At 67.7% G+C, this 23,629-nt stretch carries 23 protein-coding genes; 11 read left to right on the forward strand and 12 right to left on the reverse strand.

What is annotated here, in order from left to right; genetic code table 11:
- Positions 1-107 precede the first annotated feature (107 nt).
- Positions 108-1,157, forward strand: coding sequence for a DUF1176 domain-containing protein (locus ACXI0D_RS19455; RefSeq protein WP_049443482.1), 1,050 nt, complete (start codon positions 108-110; stop codon positions 1,155-1,157).
- Positions 1,158-1,239: 82 nt separating this feature from the next.
- On the opposite strand, the gene recJ is transcribed toward ACXI0D_RS19455, so the two are convergent.
- The 6 genes from recJ to dapB form a co-directional block, all read right to left on the reverse strand.
- On the reverse strand, positions 1,240-2,997 hold the full coding sequence (recJ, locus tag ACXI0D_RS19460) for a single-stranded-DNA-specific exonuclease RecJ (RefSeq protein ID WP_049443481.1): 1,758 nt from the start codon (positions 2,995-2,997) through the stop codon (positions 1,240-1,242).
- 160 nt (positions 2,998-3,157) lie between these two features.
- Positions 3,158-4,075, reverse strand: a complete 918-nt coding sequence (locus tag ACXI0D_RS19465) for a 2,3-bisphosphoglycerate-independent phosphoglycerate mutase (RefSeq protein WP_014037058.1) — start codon at positions 4,073-4,075, stop codon at positions 3,158-3,160.
- A gap of 4 nt (positions 4,076-4,079) precedes the next feature.
- Positions 4,080-4,544, reverse strand: coding sequence for a transcription elongation factor GreA (gene greA / locus ACXI0D_RS19470; protein WP_026347191.1), 465 nt, complete (start codon positions 4,542-4,544; stop codon positions 4,080-4,082).
- 8 nt (positions 4,545-4,552) lie between these two features.
- Positions 4,553-7,795: a carbamoyl-phosphate synthase large subunit gene (gene carB, locus ACXI0D_RS19475; RefSeq protein ID WP_049444856.1), complete on the reverse strand. Its 3,243-nt coding sequence runs from the start codon at positions 7,793-7,795 to the stop codon at positions 4,553-4,555.
- A 148-nt stretch (positions 7,796-7,943) separates the two neighbouring features.
- Entirely contained in the window at positions 7,944-9,071 is a 1,128-nt protein-coding gene (carA, locus tag ACXI0D_RS19480) for a glutamine-hydrolyzing carbamoyl-phosphate synthase small subunit (RefSeq protein WP_042358678.1), read from the reverse strand.
- A gap of 335 nt (positions 9,072-9,406) precedes the next feature.
- Positions 9,407-10,126 (reverse strand): 4-hydroxy-tetrahydrodipicolinate reductase, encoded by a 720-nt coding sequence (gene dapB / locus ACXI0D_RS19485; RefSeq protein ID WP_479642989.1) that lies wholly within the window; start codon positions 10,124-10,126, stop codon positions 9,407-9,409.
- A 90-nt stretch (positions 10,127-10,216) separates the two neighbouring features.
- Here dapB and ACXI0D_RS19490 point away from each other — a divergent pair, with 90 nt between their 5' ends.
- The 4 genes from ACXI0D_RS19490 to ACXI0D_RS19505 all read left to right on the forward strand — a co-directional run bounded on the left by ACXI0D_RS19490 (position 10,217) and on the right by ACXI0D_RS19505 (position 12,592).
- Positions 10,217-10,978 carry a 3-oxoacyl-ACP reductase gene (locus ACXI0D_RS19490; protein WP_428993330.1) on the forward strand — a complete coding sequence of 254 codons (762 nt, stop codon included), beginning with the start codon at positions 10,217-10,219 and terminating at the stop codon, positions 10,976-10,978.
- A 4-nt stretch (positions 10,979-10,982) separates the two neighbouring features.
- Complete coding sequence (locus ACXI0D_RS19495) at positions 10,983-11,378, forward strand: MerR family transcriptional regulator (RefSeq protein WP_119006194.1); 396 nt, start codon at positions 10,983-10,985, stop codon at positions 11,376-11,378.
- Between the two features lie 55 nt (positions 11,379-11,433).
- Complete coding sequence (locus ACXI0D_RS19500) at positions 11,434-12,015, forward strand: NAD(P)H-dependent oxidoreductase (protein ID WP_049444870.1); 582 nt, start codon at positions 11,434-11,436, stop codon at positions 12,013-12,015.
- A gap of 115 nt (positions 12,016-12,130) precedes the next feature.
- A complete protein-coding gene (locus ACXI0D_RS19505) occupies positions 12,131-12,592 on the forward strand; it encodes a DUF4304 domain-containing protein (RefSeq protein ID WP_049444848.1) in 462 nt (153 codons plus the stop codon).
- Between the two features lie 64 nt (positions 12,593-12,656).
- Here the strand turns inward: ACXI0D_RS19505 and ACXI0D_RS19510 are convergent, their stop codons facing one another.
- Genes ACXI0D_RS19510 through ACXI0D_RS19520 form a run of 3 tightly spaced genes read right to left on the reverse strand, consistent with a single transcriptional unit; the run spans position 12,657 to position 15,027 of the window.
- The gene (locus tag ACXI0D_RS19510; RefSeq protein WP_479642990.1) at positions 12,657-12,911 is read right to left on the reverse strand and encodes a DUF6587 family protein; all 255 of its coding nucleotides are present in this window, start codon (positions 12,909-12,911) and stop codon (positions 12,657-12,659) included.
- A complete protein-coding gene (feoB, locus tag ACXI0D_RS19515) occupies positions 12,911-14,776 on the reverse strand; it encodes a ferrous iron transporter B (protein ID WP_479642991.1) in 1,866 nt (621 codons plus the stop codon). Before feoB ends, ACXI0D_RS19510 begins: the two co-directional genes overlap by 1 nt.
- On the reverse strand, positions 14,773-15,027 hold the full coding sequence (locus ACXI0D_RS19520) for a FeoA family protein (RefSeq protein WP_005409473.1): 255 nt from the start codon (positions 15,025-15,027) through the stop codon (positions 14,773-14,775). The genes feoB and ACXI0D_RS19520 overlap by 4 nt, the downstream gene beginning before the upstream one ends.
- 119 nt (positions 15,028-15,146) lie before the next feature.
- Here ACXI0D_RS19520 and ACXI0D_RS19525 point away from each other — a divergent pair, with 119 nt between their 5' ends.
- From ACXI0D_RS19525 to ACXI0D_RS19550, 6 genes are all read left to right on the forward strand, one after another.
- Positions 15,147-15,935, forward strand: coding sequence for an enoyl-CoA hydratase/isomerase family protein (locus ACXI0D_RS19525; protein ID WP_049444841.1), 789 nt, complete (start codon positions 15,147-15,149; stop codon positions 15,933-15,935).
- A gap of 2 nt (positions 15,936-15,937) precedes the next feature.
- A complete protein-coding gene (locus ACXI0D_RS19530; RefSeq protein WP_101765378.1) occupies positions 15,938-16,339 on the forward strand; it encodes a VOC family protein in 402 nt (133 codons plus the stop codon).
- The gene (locus ACXI0D_RS19535; RefSeq protein WP_049444837.1) at positions 16,336-17,232 is read left to right on the forward strand and encodes a hydroxymethylglutaryl-CoA lyase; all 897 of its coding nucleotides are present in this window, start codon (positions 16,336-16,338) and stop codon (positions 17,230-17,232) included. Before ACXI0D_RS19530 ends, ACXI0D_RS19535 begins: the two co-directional genes overlap by 4 nt.
- A gap of 100 nt (positions 17,233-17,332) precedes the next feature.
- Positions 17,333-18,103 (forward strand): SDR family oxidoreductase, encoded by a 771-nt coding sequence (locus ACXI0D_RS19540; protein ID WP_014037045.1) that lies wholly within the window; start codon positions 17,333-17,335, stop codon positions 18,101-18,103.
- Positions 18,104-18,152: 49 nt separating this feature from the next.
- Positions 18,153-18,719 (forward strand): elongation factor P-like protein YeiP, encoded by a 567-nt coding sequence (yeiP, locus tag ACXI0D_RS19545; protein WP_479642992.1) that lies wholly within the window; start codon positions 18,153-18,155, stop codon positions 18,717-18,719.
- Positions 18,709-19,245 (forward strand): hypothetical protein, encoded by a 537-nt coding sequence (locus tag ACXI0D_RS19550; RefSeq protein WP_479642993.1) that lies wholly within the window; start codon positions 18,709-18,711, stop codon positions 19,243-19,245. Before yeiP ends, ACXI0D_RS19550 begins: the two co-directional genes overlap by 11 nt.
- A gap of 47 nt (positions 19,246-19,292) precedes the next feature.
- On the opposite strand, the gene ACXI0D_RS19555 is transcribed toward ACXI0D_RS19550, so the two are convergent.
- The 3 genes from ACXI0D_RS19555 to ACXI0D_RS19565 all read right to left on the reverse strand — a co-directional run bounded on the left by ACXI0D_RS19555 (position 19,293) and on the right by ACXI0D_RS19565 (position 23,594).
- Positions 19,293-19,988 carry a COG3650 family protein gene (locus tag ACXI0D_RS19555; RefSeq protein ID WP_119006192.1) on the reverse strand — a complete coding sequence of 232 codons (696 nt, stop codon included), beginning with the start codon at positions 19,986-19,988 and terminating at the stop codon, positions 19,293-19,295.
- 83 nt (positions 19,989-20,071) lie between these two features.
- Positions 20,072-20,464 carry a nuclear transport factor 2 family protein gene (locus ACXI0D_RS19560; RefSeq protein WP_075674583.1) on the reverse strand — a complete coding sequence of 131 codons (393 nt, stop codon included), beginning with the start codon at positions 20,462-20,464 and terminating at the stop codon, positions 20,072-20,074.
- Positions 20,445-23,594, reverse strand: a complete 3,150-nt coding sequence (locus ACXI0D_RS19565; RefSeq protein WP_479642994.1) for a multidrug efflux RND transporter permease subunit — start codon at positions 23,592-23,594, stop codon at positions 20,445-20,447. Before ACXI0D_RS19565 ends, ACXI0D_RS19560 begins: the two co-directional genes overlap by 20 nt.
- Between the last annotated feature and the right edge of the window lie 35 nt (positions 23,595-23,629).

Consider the following 23,629-nt stretch of genomic DNA (forward strand, 5'->3'; position numbering starts at 1 on the left):
GACCTTTGAACGCGCGAACAGCCGGAACGGGGTTGAACGCCGTGCAGCTTTTCATCGCCCCCACCAGCAGGCACCATGCCTCCCATTCCCTACGTGCAAGGATGCCGATGCGATCCCTCCTCCCCGCCGCCCTGCTGGCCCTGGCCTGCCCATTGAACGCCAGTGCCGCTGCCCCGGCCAAGAGCCTGTATTTCCAGCACCACGACTGGATCGTGGCCTGCGACAACACCCTGACCTGCCGCGCCGCTGGCTATGCCCCCGATGATGGCAGCACCCTGAGTGTGCTGCTCACCCGCAAGGGCGGCCCGGGCCAGGCCATCCAGGGCCGCCTGTCGCTGCAGCCGGAAGAAGGCCAGCCCCAGCCCAGGGGCGCACTGCATCTGCGCATCCAGCAGCAGGATCTGGGCGTTCTGGCACCCGCAAAGGGCGAAGGCACGCACAGCCTGAATGCCACGCAGACCAGCGCGCTACTGTCCGCGCTGGTACGCGACGGTGGAGTCAGTGTGACCGATGGCGCCGGCCATCGCTGGCCGTTGTCAGACAAGGGGGCGGCAGCGGTGCTGCTGAAGATCGACGAGTACCAGGGTCGCCTTGGCACACCCGGCGCCGTGATGCGCAAGGGCAGCACGCCTGAATCCAGCGTCCCCGCCGCACTGCCGGTGCCGGTGGTGCGCAAGGCCGCTACCGTTGATTCGACCCCGGATGATCCGGCGTTTGCGAAACTGGCCGCCTCACCCGCCCTGCGCGCGGCGCTGCGTGCCACGCTGAAAGAAGACAGCTGCGAAGGCCTTCAGGAAGCCGATGCCGATACTCCGCTGAGCAACTCGCCGCTGGAGGTCCGCCGCCTGGACGCACAGCACGTGCTGGTCAACGTGCCCTGCTGGCGAGCGGCCTATAACAGCGGCGATGGCTACTGGGTGGCCCGCCCACAGCCGCCGTTCCAGGCAAAGTGGGTGACCAGCGATGCCATCGACTACGACGATGGCCAGATCATTGCCGCGCAGAAGGGCCGCGGCCTGGGTGACTGCATCTCGCAGAACACCTGGACCTGGAATGGCACCGCCTTCATCGCCACCTCGGAAGTGGCAGCGGGCCTGTGCCGGGGTGTGCCCGGCGGCACCTGGGAGCTGCCGACACTGGTAACCGAAATCCGCTGACTTCCCGGAAAAGGGGACGGAGGGGATTAAGTCGCTTGTGCCTTGTTTGCCACTTGCGACTTAATCCCCTCCGTCCCCTTTTTCATGCGGGGAGGCTGTGCTCCACGATCAACTGGATGGCGCTGCCGCCGCGATAGTCGTCGCAGGCCAGCCGGTAGGCGAGATGCACACGGCGGCCCGGCGCGTTGCCGTGCCAGCCACCGAAGTGGATCGCGTTGATCGTGCCGGGTACGCCGGGCAGGCGCAGCTCCAGCTTCAGGTGGCGCTCCTTCAACACGCGCCAGTTGGCCACTTCGAAGTGGCCATCGAACAGCGGTTCGGGGAAGCCCTGGCCCCACGGTCCAGCCAGGCGCAACGCATCGGCGTGGCGATGATCCAGCTCGTCTGCGGCCAGTTCGCCGTCGCTGAGAACCTGCTGCTGCAATGCTGCGGGGTCGAGCATTTCCAGCACGACAGCCACGAAGGCCGCCTTGAAATCATCAACGTGGTCAAGCCGCAGGCTGAGGCCGGCCGCCATGGCGTGGCCACCGAAGCGTTCGATCAGCCCCGGATGCCGCGCATCGACCAGTGCCAGTGCGTCGCGGATGTGCAGGCCGGGAATCGAACGCGCCGAGCCGCGCAGGGTGTCGGCACCCGGTTCAGCCGGGGCGAAGGCAATCACCGGGCGATGCAGGCGATCCTTCATCTTCGACGCGACCAGGCCGACCACGCCCGGATGCCAATCGGCATCGAACAGGCAGGCCGCCACCGGGCGCTGGCCGGCCATGTCCAGCACTACGCGGGTCAACGCCTGCTCGGCGTCATCGGTCATCGATTGCTGCACCGCGCGCCGTTCCGAATTGATCTGCTCCAGCGTCTGCGCGATCTCGCGCGCCTGGCGCGGGTCTTCGGTCAGCAGCAGCGCGATGCCCAACGCCATGTCTTCCAGCCGGCCCGCCGCGTTCAGGCGCGGGCCGAGTGCGAAGCCGATGTCGGTGGCGGTCAGGCGCGCGGCATCACGGCCACTGGCTTCGATCAGCGCACGCAGGCCGACACAACCCTGCCCTGCGCGCAGACGGCGCAGGCCTGCGCTGACCAGCGCACGGTTGTTCGGGTCCAGCGCTACCAGGTCGGCAACGGTACCGACCGCCACCAGGTCCAGCAGCGTGGTCAGGTCCGGCCCCTTGCCATCGGCAAAAACGCCGGCCTCGCGCATCTGACGGCGCAGCGCCATCAGCACGTAGAAGATCACGCCGACACCGGCCAGCGACTTGCTGGGGAAGGCGTCGCCGTCCAGATTCGGATCAACGATCACGTCGGCCGGCGGCAACTGCGGGCCCGGCAGATGGTGGTCGGTGACCAGCACCTGCCAGCCACGCGCCTTGGCCGCGCTCACACCCGCGTGGCAGGCAATGCCGTGATCGACAGTAACCAGCAGGTCCGGTTTCAGCTCGGCCAGTTCCTCCACCAGTGAAGGTGACAGGCCATAGCCGTGCACCATGCGGTTCGGCACCGCGTGGAAGACGTGCTGCGCGCCGAGCATGCGCAGGCCTCGCACACCGACCGCACAGGCGGTAGCACCATCGCAGTCGAAATCGCCGACCACCAGGATGCGCTTATCGTTGGCGACGGCCTCGACCAGCAGTCCCACCGCATCGTCGATTCCGGTCAGCAGCTCGGGCGCATGCAGATTGCCCAGCTTCGGCTGCGCCAGTTCCGGTGTACCTGCGCCACGACTGGCGTAAAGCCGCGCCAGCAGCGGCAGCGTGCCCTCTGGCCAGCTGCCGGGCACGACCGCATCGCGGCGGCGGATCATCGGCGTATCAGAGGTGGGCTGCACGGCATCGGCGGCAAGGGACATCGGCATCGCCGGTTACGAAAGACAGAGGGATGATACCGCGCGTGGGAGAGGCTGGCGGGATTGCGCCCGGCAGCGGCGGTAGTGCCGGCCGCTGGCCGGCAACCCCGGCAAACATCTGGGGTCAGAGCCGTTTTCCGATGGAAAACGGATCCGACCCCGATCAATCGTGAAGCTGGCGCGGCTTCTTCCAGAACTGCCAGCGCTGGCCACGGTCCAGCTGGAACTGCAGGCCGTCCTCGAAATCCAGCACCAGCCGCTGCAGCTCGCCACGCTTCAACGCGGCCAGCAGCGGGCGGATCGCATCATTGCCGAGCTGCTGCAAAGAGCGCAGCTGGCGCAGGTCGACCAGTGCATCCACCGCCTGCTCACCATCCACGGCCACTCCGGCAGCCAGGGCCAGGCCCTGCAGCAGCGCATCGCGGCTGCGCACCTGTGCGTGCGGCGTACTGACCGACACCGGCATCACGCCGCCGCCCCAGAACCACAGCGAATTGATCGGCTGTTGTCCCTGCGCGGCGCGCTGCTGGTTCCAGGAATGGTTGTGCAGCAGCACCTGCGCCTCGGTCATCAGCGCCCGCCAGCGGCGGCCGCCCTCGCCTTCCGGCAGGTGCGAGAACAGGTCATCGCCCAGCACCTCGTCCGGACTGTCGAAGTCCGGCAGGGCCAGGTCGATCGGAAGCCGCAGGTACCAGCGCGAAGGATCCGGTGCGTCGAGCACGAACCCGGCATCGGCGAACAACGGCTGCAGCACCGGCAGCAGGGCCAGGCAGTCGGCCAGCGTCGGCCGCAGCGTTTCGCCGTAGGCCATCATCCGCGCGCCGTGCATGTCCGGCACCATGCAGGCCGGATCGGCACGCAGCCAACTGGCGCCCGCCGCATCGCCGACGTCGCGCTGGCGGGTCAACGCGGCCACCGGCCAGTGCGGCGCGGCGACCGTGAAATGGCGCGTCAGCTGCGCGCGTTCGCCCGGCGCGACCTGCACCGTCGTGGCGCGGCCGAGCGCACGCGCCACATCGTCCGGCAGCGCAGCCGCGGCAAAGCGGCTGCGCGCCGGCAACAGCAGGGTCGCCGTTGCCACTGGGTCAGTCCACGTAGCTGACGCTGACGATCTCGTACTCGCGCTGGCCGGCCGGGGCGTCGATCACGATCGAATCGCCTTCCAGCTTGCCGATCATCGCGCGTGCCACCGGCGAGGAAATCGCGATCAGGCCCAGCTTGATGTCCGCTTCCAGGTCACCGACGATCTGGTACTTCTTCTCTTCGTCGGTTTCCACGTCGGCCAGGGTCACGCTGGCACCGAACACCACCTTGGAGCCGGCGTTGAGCTTGCTCACGTCGATGATCTCGGCGTGCGACAGCTCGCCTTCCAGCTGCTTGATGCGGCCTTCGATGAAGCCCTGTTCCTCGCGCGCGGCGTGGTACTCGGCGTTCTCCTTCAGGTCGCCATGCTCACGCGCTTCGGCGATGGCGGCGATCACCTTCGGGCGCTTGACCGACTTCAGGTGATCCAGTTCGTCGCGCAGCTTCTGCGCGCCCTTCATCGTGATGGGGGCTCTCATGCATTCAACTCCTTGTGCAGCTCCTGCAGCGACCAGACGGGGCCGGTGCCACGGAATTCCAGTGAATCCACCAGCGCCTTGGCGCCGGCAATGGTGGTCGAGTAGGTGACGCGATGCTGCAGCGCCTCGCGACGGATCGAGAACGAGTCGTTGATCGCCGAACGACCTTCAGTCGTGTTGACGATGTAGACGATCTCACCGTTCTTGATCGAGTCGACGATGTGCGGACGGCCCTCGACCACCTTGTTGATGATCTCGCAGTCCATGCCGTGCTGCTGCAGCCATGCGGCGGTGCCACGGGTGGCGACCAGGCTGTAGCCACGCGCCAGCAGCGCCTTGGCCACCGGCAGCACGCGCTTCTTGTCCGGATCGCGGACCGAGACGAAGGCCTTGCCGACCGGCGGCGCCTTGATGCCACCGGCTTCCTGCGCACGCGCGAAGGCGGCGTTGAAAGTGCGACCGACGCCCATCACCTCACCGGTGGAGCGCATCTCCGGCCCGAGGATCGGGTCGACGCCCTGGAACTTGGCGAACGGGAAGATCGCTTCCTTCACCGAGTAGTAGTCCGGCACGATTTCCTTGGTCGCGCCCTGCTCGGCCAGCGTCTTGCCGGCCATGCAGCGGGCGGCGATCTTGGCCAGCGGCATGCCGGTGGCCTTGGACACGAACGGCACGGTGCGCGAGGCACGCGGGTTCACTTCCAGCAGGTAGATGGTGTCGGCACCTTCATCGCTGGTCTGGATCGCGAACTGGGTGTTCATCAGGCCGACCACGTTCAGGGCCTTGGCCAGTTCCACCACCTGGCGGCGCAGCTCGGCCTGGGTTTCAGCCGACAGCGAGTACGGCGGCAGCGAGCACGAGGAATCGCCCGAGTGCACGCCGGCTTCTTCGATGTGCTCCATTACGCCGCCGATCAGGACGTTGCCCTGCGCATCGGCAATGATGTCGACGTCGCACTCGACGGCGTTGTCGAGGAAGCGGTCCAGCAGCACCGGCGAATCGTTGGACACCTTCACCGCGTCGCGCACGTAGCGGGCCAGGTCGGCTTCGCCGTAGACGATCTCCATCGCACGGCCGCCCAGCACGTAGCTCGGGCGCACCACCAGCGGGTAGCCGATCTCGCGGGCCAGCAGCAGGGCTTCCTGGTCGTTGCGGGCGATGCGGTTCGGCGGCTGCTTCAGGCCCAGCTTGTCGACCAGCTGCTGGAAGCGCTCGCGGTCTTCGGCCAGGTCGATCGAGTCCGGGCTGGTGCCGATCACCGGCACGCCGTTGGCTTCCAGCGCGCGCGCCAGCTTCAGCGGGGTCTGGCCGCCGTACTGCACGATCACGCCCTTCGGCTGTTCCAGTTCGACGATTTCCAGCACGTCTTCCAGGGTCAGCGGTTCGAAGTACAGGCGGTCGGAGGTGTCGTAGTCGGTCGACACGGTTTCCGGGTTGCAGTTGACCATGATGGTTTCATAGCCATCCTCGCGCAGCGCCAGTGCCGCGTGCACGCAGCAGTAGTCGAACTCGATGCCCTGGCCGATGCGGTTCGGGCCACCGCCCAGGATCATGATCTTGTCGCGGTTGCTCGGCGCAGCCTCGCACTCGTCCTCGTAGGTCGAGTACAGGTAGGCGGTACCGGTGGAGAATTCACCGGCACAGGAGTCCACGCGCTTGTAGACCGGGCGCACCTTGTGCGCACGACGCAGCGCGCGGATGGCGGCTTCGTTGGTTCCGGTCAGCTGCGCCAGGCGCGCGTCGGAGAAGCCAGCGCGCTTCAGCTTGCGCAGGCGTGCGGCGTCCAGCGCGTCGATGCCACCGGCGGCGACGTCAGCTTCCGCAGCGATGATTTCCTCGATCTGGTCCAGGAACCAGTGATCGATGAACGACAGCGCGTAGATCTCTTCCACGCTCATGCCGGCGCGGAACGCATCGGCGACGAAGAACAGGCGCTCCGGGCCCGGCGCCTTCAGCTCGCGACGCAGGGTCTGCAGGTCTTCCTCGTTGCTCAGGTCCAGGCCGGTCGGGTCGAAGCCGACCTTGCCGGTTTCCAGGCCACGCAGCGCCTTCTGCACCGACTCCTGGAAGGTACGGCCCATTGCCATCACCTCGCCCACCGACTTCATCTGGGTGGTCAGGCGCGCATCGGCGGCCGGGAACTTCTCGAAGGCGAAGCGCGGGATCTTGGTGACGACGTAGTCGATCGACGGCTCGAACGAGGCCGGGGTCAGGCCACCGGTGATTTCATTCTTCAGTTCGTCCAGGGTGTAACCCACGGCCAGCTTGGCGGCGACCTTGGCAATCGGGAAGCCGGTGGCCTTGGAGGCCAGCGCCGAGGAACGCGACACGCGCGGGTTCATCTCGATGACGACCACGCGGCCGGTCTTCGGGTTGATGCCGAACTGCACGTTCGAGCCACCGGTATCGACGCCGATCTTGCGCAGCACGGCGATGGAGGCGTCGCGCAGGCGCTGGTATTCCTTGTCGGTCAGGGTCTGCGCCGGCGCCACGGTGATCGAGTCACCGGTGTGCACGCCCATCGGGTCCAGGTTTTCGATCGAGCAGACGATGATGCAGTTGTCCGCGGTATCGCGGACCACTTCCATCTCGAACTCCTTCCAGCCCAGCACCGACTCTTCCACCAGCACTTCGGTGGTCGGCGACAGTTCCAGGCCGCGGCTGACGATCTCGACCAGCTCTTCGCGGTTGTAGGCGATGCCACCACCGCTGCCGCCCAGGGTGAAGCTGGGGCGGATGATGGTCGGGTAGCCGACGCGGGTCTGGATTTCCAGCGCTTCGTCCAGCGTGTGGGCGACGGCGGCGGTCGGGCATTCCAGGCCGATCTCACCCATGGCGACGCGGAACAGCTCGCGGTCTTCGGCCATGCGGATCGCTTCGCGCTTGGCGCCGATCAGTTCGACGTTGTACTTCTCCAGCACGCCGTGGTCGGCCAGGTCCAGCGCGCAGTTCAGCGCGGTCTGGCCACCCATGGTCGGCAGCAGCGCATCGGGCTTCTCCTTGGCGATGATCTTCTCGACCGTCTGCCAGTTGATCGGCTCGATGTAGACGGCGTCGGCCATCTCCGGGTCGGTCATGATCGTGGCCGGGTTGCTGTTGACCAGCACCACGCGGTAACCCTCGTCACGCAGGGCCTTGCAGGCCTGGGCGCCGGAGTAGTCGAACTCGCAGGCCTGGCCGATGACGATCGGGCCAGCACCGATGATGAGGATGGTCTTGAGGTCAGTGCGCTTGGGCATTTTCTTCTCTAAGTCAGTACAGCGTGACAAGGGGGGTGATCGCACGCTGTCGATCAGGAATCTTGATCCGCAGCGCCGCGCCAGCGGCAGCAGCGATGCGGGGTTTACGGTCCATCGCGACGCCACCGGCGGGCCGGCGGCGTACTGATCACGCCTTGGCCTGCTCCATCAGCACCACGAAGCGGTCGAACAGCGGACCGACATCGGTCGGGCCGGGCGACGCTTCCGGATGGCCCTGGAACGAGAACGCTGGCACGTCGGTGCGGGCCACGCCCTGGTTGGTGCCGTCGAACAGCGAGCGGTGGGTCACGCGCAGGGTCGCCGGCAGGGTCGCTTCATCGATCGCGAAGCCGTGGTTCTGCGAGGTGATCATCACCCGGCCGCTGTCCAGGTCCTGCACCGGGTGGTTGGCACCGTGGTGGCCGTGGCCCATCTTCATGGTCTGTGCGCCCGAGGCCAGGCCCAGCAGCTGGTGGCCCAGGCAGATGCCGAAGGTCGGGATCTTCACGTCGATGAAGGTCTTGATCGCTTCGATCGCGTAGTCGCACGGTTCCGGGTCACCCGGGCCGTTGGACAGGAACACGCCGTCCGGCTTCAGCGCCAGCACTTCGGCGGCCGGGGTCTGCGCCGGCACCACGGTCACTTCGCAGCCGCGCTCGGCCAGCATGCGCAGGATGTTGGTCTTCACGCCGAAATCGTAGGCCACGACCTTGAACTTCGCCGGCACGCTGACAAAGGCATTGGCATCCAGGTCCAGCTGGCCCTCGGTCCAGGTGTAGGTCTTCTCGGTAGTGACGACCTTGGCCAGATCCATGCCCTTCAGCCCCGGGAACTTGCGGGCGGCTTCCAGTGCCTTTTCCACGTCGATGTCACCGGCCATCAGCGCACCGTTCTGCGCGCCCTTCTCGCGCAGGATGCGGGTCAGCTTGCGGGTGTCGATGCCAGCGATGGCGACCACGCCACGCTGGATCAGCCAGTCCTGCAGCGACACCTGGCTGCGCCAGTTGCTGGGACGGCGCGGAACGTCGCGCACGATGAGGCCGGCCGACCACACCTTGGACGCTTCATTGTCCTGGTCGGTCATGCCGGTGTTACCGATATGCGGATAGGTCAGCGTGACCATCTGCCGGGCGTAGGACGGGTCGGTCAGCACTTCCTGGTAGCCGGTCATGGCGGTGTTGAACACCACCTCACCGACGGACAGGCCGGGCGCGCCTACGGATTCGCCCTCGAATACGGTGCCGTCTTCGAGGACGAGGATTGCGGCTTGGGTCACGGGAATCTCACTTTGGCTACCGAGGGGGCTGCCGAAGTCACGCCTGCGCTTCACGGAAATCCGGTTGCAAAAAAGCGCGGACGTACGGTCTGGGACCGGTCCGGCTTTCGTGATTCGGCGAGTGCGAATTGTAGCGCTGCCGGGGCGCTCGCGCCAGCGGTTATCGCGCATTGTGAACAGGCGATTGCGCATTCATTTCAATCCGGCGGCGTATGCGGGCCGGAGGCGGGGTCGGATCCTTTCCCGGATGGGAAAGGCTCTGACCCCAGGCGCCCTCGGATGGGGTCAGAGCCCTTTCCGCTGGAAAGGGATCCGACCCCAGGAATCAGCCCGCCTTACTGCAGCAGGTCCCGCACCCGATAGCTGCCCGGGGCCCGGCCCTGCAGCTGGCGGGCGGCGAACAGGGCGCCGCGGGCGAAGATGTCGCGGTTGGTGGCCCGGTGCACCAGCTCGATGCGCTCGCCCGGGCCGGTGAACTGCACCAGATGCTCGCCGACAATGTCGCCGGCACGCAGGCTGGCGTAATGCGGCTCCGCCCCGCCCCGCTGCGCGGCCGCGCCCAGGGTCAGCGCGGTGCCCGACGGCGCGTCCTTCTTCTGCGTGTGGTGCGATTCGACGATGTCACAGTCCCAGCCGGCCAGCGCCTGCGCCGCACGCTCGACCAGCTCGTCCAGCACCGCCACGCCCAGGCTGAAATTCGACGCCCAGACCAACGGGATGGACGCCGCCGCTGCCTCCAGCGCCTGCCGCTGCGCGCTGGAGATGCCGGTGGTGCCCGACACCAGCCCTGCACCCCGCTCCACGCACAACGCCAGCAGCGGGTCGAAACCCTCCGGCAGGCTGAAGTCGATCGCCACGTCGAACACCGGCGCGCCGGACAGTTCGCTGGCACCGAAGAACGGCACGCCGTCGACCACGCGCTGCGCCGGCGCACAGCCGGTCACTGCGGCCACGATCTGCAGGGTTTCGGGATGTTCGGCGGCCAGCCGCAGCAGGGCCTGGCCCATGCGCCCGGAGGCACCGTGAATAAGCAATCGCAGGGGAGTCTGGTTCATGCCTGCAGGCTAGCGGCAGCACGCCTGCTCCGGCAAGCGCCATCACTGCTACGCTGCATGCCCTTTCATGCAATGGATGGCAGCCCCCTCATGCAGATCAGCGAACAGCTGGTGCTGGTCACCGGCGCCGGCCGCGGCCTCGGCCAGCACATCGCCCGCGCGTTCGCGGCGCAGGGCGCGCGCGTCATCGTCAACTATCACCGCAGCGAAGTCGCCGCACGTGCGCTGGCCGCCGAGCTGGGCGGCCAGGCGATCGCGCTGCCGGCCGACGTCACCGACCGCGGCCAGGTCGATGCGATGCTGCAGCAGGCGCTGGGGCACTTCGGCCAGGGCGTCACCACGGTGGTCAACAACGCGCTGGCCGCCTTCTCGTTCAATGGTGATGCCCGCGACGGCGCTGCTGCCATCGGCTGGCCGGCGTTCCAGGCGCAGTTCGAGGGCAGCGTGCGTGGCGCGCTGAACACCGTGCAGGCCGCCCTGCCCGGCATGCAGGCCCGTCGCTTCGGCCGGGTCATCAACATCGGCACCAACCTGTTCCAGAACCCGGTCGTGCCCTACCACGACTACACCGCCGCCAAGGCCGCACTGCTGTCGCTGACCCGCACCCTGGCCGGCGACCTCGGCCCGCATGGCATCACCGTGAACATGCTGTCCGGTGGCCTGCTGCGCACTACCGATGCCAGCGCCGCCACGCCGGAAGCGGTGTTCGACTACATCGCCGCAAACACGCCACTGCGCAGCGTCACCACCCCGGCCGAGTTCGCCGATGCCGCGCTGTTCTTCGCCAGCCCGTGGTCGCGCGCGGTGACCGGGCAGAACCTGGTGGTCGATGGCGGTCTGGTGCGGGACTGAGCCAATGCGCATTTCCGAGGTCAGCCGCCTGACCGGGGCCAGCGCCAAGGCCATCCGCCTGTACGAGGCGCGCGGACTGCTGCCACCGGTGCCACGACTGAACCGCTATCGCGACTACAGCGAACAGGATGTGGCCTGGGTGCAATTGATCCGCCAGGCGTTGGCGCTGGGCATCACCCTGGCCGCAGTATCCCGCCTGCAGGGCCGCGACGGACGGCTCGACTGGCCGGCGGTGCTGGCCTTGCTGGAACAGCAGCGCTGCCGCATTGCCAGCGAGCGGGCACGGCTGGCGCAGGTCGAGCTCCACCTGCAGCAGGTCAGCGACGAACTGCGGCAGTGGCTGCACTCCGGCAATGGTGACTGCACCCTGCAACCCAGCGGCTGCACCACTGGCGTTTGACTCTGCCCCAGGGGCATAGCCCAACCTCGCGCACATTCCATTGCCCGAGGTTGCCGTGTCCCGTTCCATCCTGATCCTGCTTGGCCATCCCGACCGCGACAGCCTGTGCGGCGCCCTCGCCCAGCGCTACGCCACGGCTGCCGAGAATGCCGGCCATCGGGTGCGCCTGATCGCATTGGGTGACCTCGAGTTCGATCCGGTGCTGCGCCATGGCTACCGCCAGATCCAGCCACTGGAAGCCGGCCTGCAGGACGCGGCGGATGCGATCGAGGCCTGCGATCATCTGGTGCTGGTCTATCCCACCTGGTGGGGTGCGATGCCGGCGCTGCTGAAGGGCTTCTTCGATCGCGTGCTGCTGCCGGGGTACGCTTTCCGCTACCGGCGCGATTCGGTGTGGTGGGACCGGTTGCTGGCTGGCCGCAGCGCGCGGGTGATCACCACGCTGGATACGCCGCCCTGGTATTACCGCTGGATCTACCGCGACCCGGGCATCACCCAGATCCGCGCCACCATCCTGGAATTCTGCGGCATCCGCCCGGTGCGGGTCAGCCGACTCGGTGCGGTACGCAGCAGCAGCCCGGCGCAGCGGGAACGATGGCTGGCGTTGGCAGCAGAGCTGGGTTCACGCGCCAGGTAGATCCACGCCATGCGTGGATGAAATACGGGCCACGTTCCAGTGTCGCGTTTGCCAATTGACCGCCAGGCACTGCGCCTCAAGGCTGTGGGCCCCGCTTCCGGCCCAGGCAAAGCCCATGAAATCCTCGACCGTCTTCAGCAAGTGCGCCCGGAAGACCGGCTTTGCCGGCACGTCGACGACCCGCTACCGCTTGCTGGATGCCGCCCTGCTTGTCGTGAATCACCAACGCGCCAGCGAAAGCCGGGGTTTCTATGTGAATGCCGGGCTCTACTTTCCAGAGCTGCTCGAGTACCCCCTCGCGCCTGACGATCTTGAAACGGCTTTCAGGTACCGCTCCAGCATCCCCACGCCCCATGTCGACTGGCGGATCGAAGAAACGCCGGGCCTGCGCCGGGCGTTCATCCAGCAGGACCTTGACGACCTGTTGGAGGCCGGAAACCGTGACGGACTGAAAGGCCTGCTGCTTGATGCCCTGGCCGACGTGGCGGGCTTCGCGGCAGCCCATGGAAACCGCGAATCGGTGCGGCGACTGAATCAGGACGGAAACTTCCGCGCGCTCATCCGCAGAGAGGTCTAGTAGATCCACGCCATGCGTGGATGCGGGAGCGTGCGAACCAAGGTTCGCACCTACCAAGGCAGAGTCAGTGCTGTTTGGGCGGCGTCGGTCCGCAGCTGTCGCAACCGCCACAGGCACCACCGCCGCCCGTGGCCGGCGGCGCGATTTTCCGCCCCAGCGCCTGCGCCCAGGCCGCGCGGCCCGGCTTCAGCAGGGCCAGCGCCAACGCCCCGCGCAGCTTGCGCACCGTGCCGGGGAACTGCTTCTTCAGCACCACCCAGGCACTGACCAGCACGGCCACCGCGATGATCAGGTACTGCAGCAGCAGTCCACGGTCCATCAGCCGCCTCCCAGCGCCCTGGTCACCTGGTAGGTGATCAGCGCAGCCACGTAGGCCGCAGCAAACAGGTAGAACGCCGAGAAGGCCATCGTCTTCCACGAATTGGTCTCGCGCTTGATGGTGGCCAGCGTCGAGATGCACATCGGGGCGTAGATGTACCAGACCAGCAGCGACAGCGCGGTGGCCAGCGACCAGCCGTCGCTGATCAACGGAGTCAGCGCCTGGCTGGCGGCATCGTCATCGGCCGCCGACAGCGCGTACACGGTCGCCAGCGAGGACACCGCCACTTCGCGCGCAGCCAGGCCCGGAATCAGTGCAATGCAGATCTGCCAGTTGAAGCCCAGCGGCGCGAAGAACACCGCCATCGCATGACCGATCTGGCCGGCGAAGCTGTAGTCGATCGCCGGCATCGTGGCGCCAGCCGGTGCCCCCGGGAACGACAGCAGTACCCACAACAGGATGGTCAGCGCCAGGATGATGCCGCCAACGCGCTTGAGGAAGATCATGCCGCGCTCGTACAGGCCGACCGCCAGGTCGCGCACGTGCGGCAGGCGGTACGACGGCAGCTCCAGCATCAGCGGATGCTCGCTCTTGTCGCGGCGCCACTTCTTCATGATCCACGACATCGCCAGCGCACTGAGAATGCCCGCCGCGTACAGGCCGAACAGCACCAGGCCCTGCTGGTTGAACACGCCCCACACCGTCTTCTGCGGAATGAACGCACCGATCAGCAGCGCGTACACCGGCAGGCGCGCCGAGCAGGTCATCAGCGGCGCGACCAGGATCGTGGCCAGGCGGTCACGCGGGTCCTGGATGCTGCGGGTGGACATGATGCCCGGCACCGCACAGGCGAAGCTGGACAGCAGCGGGATGAACGAACGGCCGGACAGGCCGGCGGCCGCCATCATGCGGTCGAGCAGGAATGCCGCACGCGGCAGGTAGCCGGATTCCTCCAGCACCAGGATGAAGAAGAACAGGATCAGGATCTGCGGCAGGAACACCACCACGCCACCGACGCCGGCGATGATGCCGTCGGTCAGCAGGCTGGCCAGCGGGCCTTCCGGCAGCACGCTGCCGACGAAAGTACCGAGCCAGGCGAAACCGGCCTCGATGCCGTCCATCACCGGCGTCGCCCAGGCGTACACCGCCTGGAAGATCAGGAACATCACCACGGCGAGGCTGACCAGGCCGAACACCGGGTGCAGCAGCCAGCGGTCCAGCGCGTCGTCGATCTTCGCGGTCCGCGCCGGCATGCGCACGGCGACCGACAGGATCTCGCGCACCTTGGCATGGTAGTCGATGCCACCCTCCGGGCCCGGCACCGGCGCATCCAGGTGCGGCACCATCGCATCGAGGCGCTCGACCAGGGCCTTGGCGCCCTGCTTGCGCACCGCCACGGTCTCCACCACCGGCACGCCCAGCTCGCGCTCCAGCGCAGCCACGTCCACCTGGATGCCGCGGCGCTGGGCCGCATCGACCATGTTCAGGGCCACCACCATCGGCTTGCCCAGCTCGCGCAGTTCCAGCGCGAAGCGCAGGTGCAGGCGCAGGTTGGTGGCGTCGATCACGCACAGCAGCACGTCCGGCGCGGCTTCGCCCGGGTAGAAGCCCCGGCACAGGTCACGGGTGATCGCCTCGTCCAGGCTGGCCGGCTGCAGGCTGTAGGCGCCCGGCAGGTCAAGCACGGCGAATTCACGGCCGGACGGCGCGCGCAGGCGGCCTTCCTTGCGCTCGACGGTGACGCCGGTGTAGTTGGCGACCTTCTGGCGGCTGCCGGTCAGCTGGTTGAACAGCGCGGTCTTGCCACTGTTGGGGTTACCGACCAGCGCGATGCGCAGGGGGGCGGTGGCGGTGGTAGCGGTCATGCACGTCGTTCCTGGCTGGCGGCGTCGACCACGACGCGCTTGGCTTCACTGATCCGCAGCGCGAACCGGGTGAACCCGACCTGCACCAGCAGCGGCTCGCCGCCCACCGGGCCCTTGGCCACCAGGCGCACTTCCTCGCCCTTCACGAAACCCAGCTCGCGCAGGCGACGGGCAATGGCATCGTTGGCATGCAGGTCCTGCACGGACTCGACCACGGCCGAGGTGTGCAGCGGCAGTTCGGACAGCGTCATCTAGCGTGTTCTCTGCTGGATGTAAATGGTTCTCGATTCTAACATTCCCGCGTCGCGTCATGGCCCATGACCAATGGCCCGCTATGATCCATACAGGTATGGAGTGACCCTGGAATCCCATGAACGATGCTTTGCAGATCGAGCGCAGCGGCGCCACCCTCACTCTCTGGCTGAACCGGCCGGAGCTGCACAACGCCTTTGACGCCAGCCTGATCGCCCGGCTGACCGCTGCGCTGGAGGCCGCCGGCCGCGATGATTCGGTCCGGGCCGTGGTGGTGGCCGGCCACGGCGCCTCCTTCTCGGCCGGTGCCGACATGCAGTGGATGCGCGGCATGGCCGCCGCCAGCGAAGCCGACAACCGCGAGGACTCGCTGGCGCTGGCGCGACTGATGCGCACCCTGGACGAGCTGCCCAAGCCGACCCTGGCCCGGGTCCATGGCGCGGCCTTCGGTGGCGGCGTCGGCCTGGTTGCCTGCTGCGACATCGCCATCGCCAGCACCTCGGCCCGCTTCGGCCTGACCGAAAGCCGCCTCGGCCTGCTGCCGGCGGTGATCTCGCCCTACGTAATCGAGGCCATCGGCCCGCGCCAGGCGCGGCGCTGGTTCGCCACCGGCGAGCACTTCGACGCCGATACCGCACTGCGCATCGGCCTGGTCCACCAGCTGGTCGAGCCCGAGCGCCTGGACGAGGCGCTGGAGCGGCAGCTGGCCCTGCTCGACAAGGCCGGCCCGATCGCCTCGTCCACCGCCAAGCAGCTGGTCCGGCAGGTCCGCGACAGCCATGACCGCGACGCGCTGGATCGGGATAATGCCGCCCTGATCGCGCGCCTGCGGGTGTCCGCCGAGGGCCAGGAAGGCCTGGGCGCCTTCCTCGACAAGCGCGCGCCCCACTGGGTCACGGAAGCCTGAACATGCTCGATCATCTTGGTTTGACCAGCGCCGACCTGGCGCGCAGCAAGACCTTCTTCCTGCAGGCACTGGCGCCGCTGCAGATCGGCGTGATGATGGAAGTGACCGCCGAACAGACCGGCGCGCACGACCACATCGGCTTCGGCAGCGACGGCAAGCCGTTCTTCTGGCTCGGCAATGGCGGCACCGCCAGCCACGGCGTGCACGTGGCCTTCGCCTGCACCAGCCGCGACCAGGTGGACGCCTTCCATGCCGCCGCCCTCGCCGCCGGCGGCCGCGACAACGGCGCGCCGGGCCTGCGCCCGTGGTACCACCCCGACTACTACGGCGCCTTCGTGCTCGACCCGGACGGCAACAACATCGAGGCGGTCTGCCATCGCCCCGTCAGCGAGGTGGCCGCATGAGCGACTACGTCCGCATCGTCGAGGTCGGCCCGCGTGACGGCCTGCAGAACGAAAAGCAGTCGGTGGCCACCGCCGACAAGATCGAACTGATCAACCGCCTGTCGGCCACCGGCCTGCGCAGCATCGAGGCGACCAGCTTCGTCAGCCCGAAGTGGATCCCGCAGTTGGCCGACGCCGCCGAGGTCTACGCCGGCATCCAGCGCCGGCCCGGCATCCACTACCCGGTGCTGGTACCGAACGAACAGGGCTACGACCGCGCCCGTGCGGTGGGCGTGGAGGAAGTGGCGGTGTTCACCGCCGCCTCCGAGGCATTCAACCGTACCAACACCAATGCCGGCATCGACGAATCGCTGGCCCGGTTCGAGCCGATCCTGCGCCGCGCCGCCGCCGATGGCGTGCGCGTGCGCGGCTACGTCTCCACCGTGCTCGGCTGCCCCTACCAGGGCGAGGTGCCACTGGCCGACGTGGTGCGGGTGGCGCGTGCCCTGCACCAGATGGGCTGTTACGAAATCTCGCTGGGCGACACCATCGGCGTCGGCACCCCGCGCAAGGCACGGGCGATGCTGCAGGCGGTTGCCGCCGAGATTCCGATGGCGGCACTGGCCGTGCACTTCCACGACACCTACGGCCAGGCCATCGCCAACATCGCCACCTGCCTGGAAGAAGGCGTGCGCGTGGTCGACAGCGCGGTGTCCGGCGCCGGTGGCTGCCCGTATGCCAAGGGCGCCAGCGGCAACGTCGCCAGCGAGGATGTGGTCTACCTGCTGCAGGGCCTGGGCCTGGACAGCGGCGTGGACCTGCCGGCACTGGCCGAGACCGGCCGCTGGCTGGCCGGCCTGCTCGGCCGCGCCACCGCCAGCCGCACCGGGCAGGCGCTGGCCGCCGCCGGCTGACCGTTGCGCTGCGCCGCCCCGTAAAGGCGGCGCAGTGCACAACAGCGGCGGTCGCGGCTTCCGTTAGAATCGGCGGTTCTCGAACCTGCAGGACCGTTCAATGCAGCTGTCTTCCGTACGTGCCGTGATCACTGGCGGCGTTTCCGGCCTCGGCCTGGCCGTGGCCCAGCACCTCGTCGCCCAGGGCGGCAAGGTGGCCCTGTTCGACCTCAACGACGACAAGGGCGCCTCCGCCGTTGCCGGGCTGGGTACCGACAAGGCCCGCTATTTCAACGTCAACGTCAGCGATGAAGCGGCCGTCTCGGCAGCCATCGACCAGGCCCACGATTTCCTCGGCGGCCTGAACGTGGCGATGAACTGCGCCGGCATTCTCGGCGCCGGTCGCGTGCTGGGCAAGGAAGGTCCGATGCCGCTGGCCGGCTTCCAGGGCACGGTGATGGTCAACCTGGTCGGCAGCTTCAACGTGGCCAAGGCCGCAGCCAACCGCATGCAGCACAACGAAGCCGGTACCGATGGCGAGCGCGGCGTGATCATCAACACCGCCAGCATCGCCGCCTATGAAGGCCAGATCGGCCAGGCCGCCTATGCCGCCAGCAAGGGCGGCGTGGTGTCGATGACGCTGCCGATGGCGCGCGAACTGTCGCGCTTCGGCATCCGCGTCAATACCATCGCCCCGGGCGTGTTCTGGACGCCGATGGTCGATGGCATGCCCGAGGCGGTGCAGCAGTCGCTGGCCGCCTCGATCCCGTTCCCGTCGCGCCTGGGCAAGCCGGAAGACTTCGCCAGCCTGGTCGGCTTCATCCTCGGCAACACCTACCTCAACGGCGAGACCATCCGCCTGGACGGCGCTACCCGCCTCGCTCCGAAGTGATTCCCCCCGGGCGCCGGGACGGCGCCCTCCCCCAACGACCTAGATCACCATGAAAGCCAACGACATCAAGAAGGGCAACGTCGTCGAGTACAACAACGGCGTGTACCAGATCCGCGACATCGAGCGCAGCTCGCCGCAGGGTCGCGGCGGCAACGTCCGCTTCCGCTTCATCATGTACAGCGTGCCGGGCGGCAACAAGCTCGATGCCAGCTTCGATGCCGACGACAACCTGGTCGAGGTCGAACTGCTGCGCCGCCAGTCCACCTATTCGTACAAGGATGGCGATGCGTTCGTGTTCCTCGATGACGAGGACTACACCCCGTACACCCTGGACGCGGACGTGATCGGCGACGACGCCGGCTACATCACCGACGGCCTGACCGGCATCTACGTGCAGGTGATCGACGAGCAGCCGGTGGCGATCCAGCTGCCGGCCTCGGTGGTGCTGGAAGTGATCGAAACCCCGCCGGAACTGAAGGGCGGCACCGCCACCAAGCGCCCGAAGCCGGCCAAGCTCAACGCCGGCATCGAGATCATGGTGCCGGAGTACATCGTCAACGGCGAACGCGTGCTGGTGAACACCGCCACCGGCGAATTCGCTGGCCGTGCCGACTAAGCGCCTTGCGCTGATCGGCTGCCTGTCCCTGCTTGCGGCGTGCTCGCCGCAGGCAGCGGACAACGCTGCCGACGCCACGCCGAAGGCCACTCCGGCCGTGACGGCCGCACCTGCGGTGGAGGCACCGGCCGCCGTCGAGGCCACCGCCAAAGCGGAGCCCGCTACCGACCTGACCTCAGGCGATGAAGAGCTGGACATGGCACGTGCGGCTGCCGGTTGCCCGGTCCCAGGCGATGTGTACGACGCCGATGACGTGCGCATCTACTGCGCGATGCCGGCCGACGTGCAGGCCTTCCTCGCGCGCGAGAACACCTGCCAGCATTTCGCCGGCGAAGAGCCGTACGACGACGAGCGTCGCCGCGAACTGGAAGAGGCCAGCGTGAAGTACTGCGAGGGCCGCGAGAAGATCTTCACCGATCTGGTCGCGCGTCATCGCGGTGACTGCGCTGTCCGCGCAGCGCTGATCGGAATCAACACACGCTATGACCTGGACTTCGATCTCGACCTGAAGCCCTGCGGGGGCTGACCCCTCGATGATGTAGAGCCGAGCGTGGGCTCGGCTCTACAGATGGCTTACGGCTGCTTCGCGCCGAAATTGCCACAACCGTGGTACTGGCGGGTGCCGATGGTCAGGTTCACCTTGGCATCGAATGCCTCGCCACTCATGTCGTCCTGGCAGGTGGTGCGCTGGAAGCTGAGCTTGACGTCGGTGCCATCAGACGCCTTGCCGCTCCAGCCGTCAGCGCCTTCGGTGGGTTTGGCCACATCGAAGCGACGCTCGCCATAATCGACTTCCACCTGCAGGCCCGGCGCATCGCCATCAACGACTGCAAGCCAGCCGGGTTCATTGCCGGTGGCACGGAACGCGGCATTGCCGGCGCTGCCATCGCCTTCGGTGGCTTCGACCGCATGGCACTCGCGATCGGCTTCGCCCTTCAGGCTCAACAGGCCGTCATCGCTGCCCTTGGTCCAGAAGCTGTTGCCCTTGCCATCGCCGTACTTGGCACCCGACGCCGCACGCTCGGAGGTCATGGCGAAGGTGCGTTCGCCAATCACCACCGTGGCCGCATCCTCGCCGTTGAAGGTCGCGCGCACGCTCAGATCACCACACTGGTAAGTGGTCTCGCTGCCGGTACCGGCGCCGGCGGCCGGTTCGGGCGCGGCCGGCGGCGCGGCATCATTGCCGCTCGCGGCGGGCGGCTGTGCCGGCTGGCACGCGGCCAGCACGAACCCGAGGGAGGCTGCCAAAAGACTGGGAACTACACGCATGGCTCGACTCCTTGTCGACACTACAGGGATCTTCGACCCTACCACCTGCCGGTGAGCGCGGCCTGAAAGCGGCCTGAGCGCGCTCATGCGGCCAGCACCGCCATCGACAACAGCTGCGCACCGCTGCCGCCGGAACTGCAGGTCCAGACCCGCAGCAGGCGCAGCTTCAGCTCATGCTCCCGGCCCTGCTGCCCCACGGACAATCGCACGTCGCTGGACAGCAACGCCAGACGGCCACACAGAAGCGTTTCCACCGCGTACGACTGCAGGCTGCGCACCTGCAGTCTCCCGGCCAGCCAGTCACCCAGCCATGGCAGATCGAGCATGCGCCCGCCCTGCCCGTCCATCATGAACAAGGCTGGCGATACCAGCGCGGTCAGCGCATCGTGATCATTCTCCAGCAGCGCCGCGCACAGGCGCTGCTCCAGCGCCAGCAACTGCCGCTCGTGCAGATCTTCAACGATGTCCCGTTCCATCCACGGATCCTTCCGGCATCGGCCGGCGCCTGCGCAGGCGCTGCGCGATCCACTGCCGCGCGCCCTGCACCACTACATAGAAGACCGGCACGAAGAACACCGCCAGCACGGTCGCACTGACCATGCCGCCGAACACGCCGGTTCCGATCGCCTGTTGTGTTTCCTTCGACGCACCCTGCGCCAGCATCAGCGGTACCACGCCCAGCGCGAACGCCAGTGAGGTCATCACGATCGGCCGCAGGCGCAGGCGCGCCGCCTCCAGTGCCGCCTCGACCAGTCCGCGCCCCTGCTGCTGCAGCTGCCGCGCGAACTCGACGATGAGGATCGCGTTCTTCGCCGACAGCCCGATCACGGTGATCATGCCGACCTTGAAGAACACGTCGTTGGGCATGCCGCGCAACAACACGGCCGCGACCGCGCCGAGCAGGCCCAACGGCACCACCAGCATCACCGCCAGCGGAATCGACCAGCTCTCGTACAGCGCCGCCAGCACCAGGAACACCACCAGCATCGACAACAGCAGCAGCCACGGCGCCTGCGCCCCCGACTCACGCTCCTGCAACGACTGGCTGGTCCACTGCAGGGCGAAGCCGGACGACAGCTTTTCGGCCAGCCGCTCCATCTCCGCCATGGCCTGGCCGGTCGACACGCCGGAGGCTGGGGCGCCGGACAGGTTCAGCGCCGGGAAGCCGAGATAGCGCTGCAGCTGCAACGGCGCCTCGGTCCAGTGCGGGGTCACCAGTTCGGACAGCGCCACCATGCCGCCCTCGCTGTTGCGCACGTACAGCTTCAGCACGTCCTCCAGTTCCATGCGATGCGGCGCATCGGCCTGCAGGATCACCTGCTGCAACCGGCCCTTGTTGGGGAAATCATTGACGTACTGCGAGCCCATTGCCGCCGACAGCGTGCTGCTGATGTGTTCGAAGCCCACGCCCATCGCCTCGGCCTTGGCCCGGTCGATGTCCAGCCGCACGCTGGTGCCGGCCGGCAGGCCATCGGCATGCACCTCCGACAGCAGCGGGCTGGCCTCGGCCAGCTTCAGCAGCTGCTGCAGGGCCGCACGCAGTTCGGCCTGGCTCTGCCCGGTACGCGCCTGCAGGGCCAGCGAGAACCCGGAGGAACGGCCCAGGCTGTCGATCGCCGGGGGCATCACACTCATCACCTCGCCCTCGGCAATCGCGGCCATCGCCTTCTGCGCGGCCTCCACCTCGCCGGCCGCGGTGGCGCCTGCGCGCTCGCCCCAGTCCTTGAGCATGGTGTAGGTCAGCGCCGCGCTGGGGCCGGAACCGGAGAAGCTGTAGCCGAGGATCGACTGGTTGGAGCCGATGCCCGGGCGCGAGGCCACATGCCGTTCGTAGGCTTCGACCACCGCCAGCGTGCGTTCGGCGGTGGCTTCGGCCGGCAGCTGGATCGAGGTCATGAAGTAGCCCTGGTCCTCTTCCGGCAGGAACGCGCCCGGCAGCCAGTGCAGGCCCAGCAGCAGCGCCGCCACCAGTGCGGCGAACACCCCCATCACCCGCCCGCTCCGTTGCAGCACCGAGGCCACGCCACGCTGGTAGCGCCCGGTCATCCTCTCGAAGCCACGATTGAAGGCACCGAACAGCCCACCACGACCATGGTGGCCATGGGTGTTCGGGCGCAGCAGGGTCGCGCACAGCGCCGGCGTCAGGCTCAACGCCAGCAGCGCCGAGAACAGGATCGACACCGCCATCGCCAGGGTGAACTGGCGGTAGATCGCGCCCACCGAGCCACTGGCCAACGCCATTGGAATGAACACCGCAGTCAGCACCAGGGTGATGCCGATCACCGCACCGGTCAGCTCGCGCATCGCCTTGATGGTGGCCTCGCGCGGCGGCAGGCCCTCCTCGGCCATGATCCGTTCCACGCCCTCGACCACCACGATTGCGTCGTCGACGATGATGCCGATCGCCAGCACCATGCCGAACATGGTCAGCACGTTGATCGAGAAGCCCAGCGCCAGCATCACCGCGAAGGTGCCGAGCAGCGCGATCGGTGCGACCAGCGCCGGAATCAGCGTGTAGCGCCAGTTCTGCAGGAACAGGTACATCACCGTGAACACCAGCAGCATGGCCTCCAGCAGCGTCTGCACCACCTTCTGGATCGAGATCTTGACGAACGGCGCGGTGTCGAACGGAATGCTCGATTCCACGCCGCGTGGCAGCAGCGGCGCCAGTTCGGCCATGCGCTCACGCACCGCCGACGCGGTACGCACCGCGTTCGCGCCGGGACGCAGCTGCACGCCGGCGGCGGTGGCCGGATGGCCGTCCTCGCGGGTGCCCCAGGCATAGCTCTGCGCGCCCAGTTCAACGCGGGCGACATCGCCCAGCACCACCCGTGAACCGTCGGCCCCGGCACGCAGCACGATGGCGGCGAACTGTTCCGGCGTGGACAACTGGCCCTCGGCGCTGAGCGGCACGGTGATGCGCTGGCCTGGAACACCCGGCGAATCACCAATGCGTCCCGGCGAGATCTCCAGGTTCTGCTGCTCGATGGCGGCGGCCACATCGCCCATGGTCAGGCCGTAGCCGGTCAACCGGGTCGGGTCCAGCCACACGCGCATCGCCTGCTCGGCACCGAACAACTGCACGCGGCCGACGCCATCGATGCGGCGCAGCTCTTCGATGATGTTGCGCGCCATGAAATCGCCCAGCGCCGCCTCGCTGACGCTGGCATCCGGCGAACGCAGGCCGACCAGCATCAGGAAGCCGGAATCGGCGGCCTCCACGAACAGGCCGTTCTGGCGCACGCTGCGCGGCAGGCGCGGCTCGATCGCCTTGATCCGGTTCTGCACGTCCACCTGCGCCAGCTCGGGGTTGGTACCGGGCTTGAACGTGGCGGTGATCGAGGCTTCACCGGAGGTGTCCACCGACGATTCGAAGTACAGCAGGTGCTTGACGCTGGACAGCTCGCGCTCGATCAGGCCGACCACCGCATCGTTCAGCGTCTGCGGGCTGGCACCCGGGTAGCTGGCATAGATGCTGACGCTCGGCGGCGCAACCGCCGGATAGCGCTCCACGGCGAGCTGCGGAATCGCCAACACGCCGGCCAGGATGATGAAGATCGCCAGCACCCAGGCGAACACCGGGCGATCGATGAAGAAACGTGCCATGTTGGATTTCCCTGGAGGGACCGGCCCGGGAAAGG

This window comes from Stenotrophomonas sp. C9D9 (assembly GCF_056491205.1).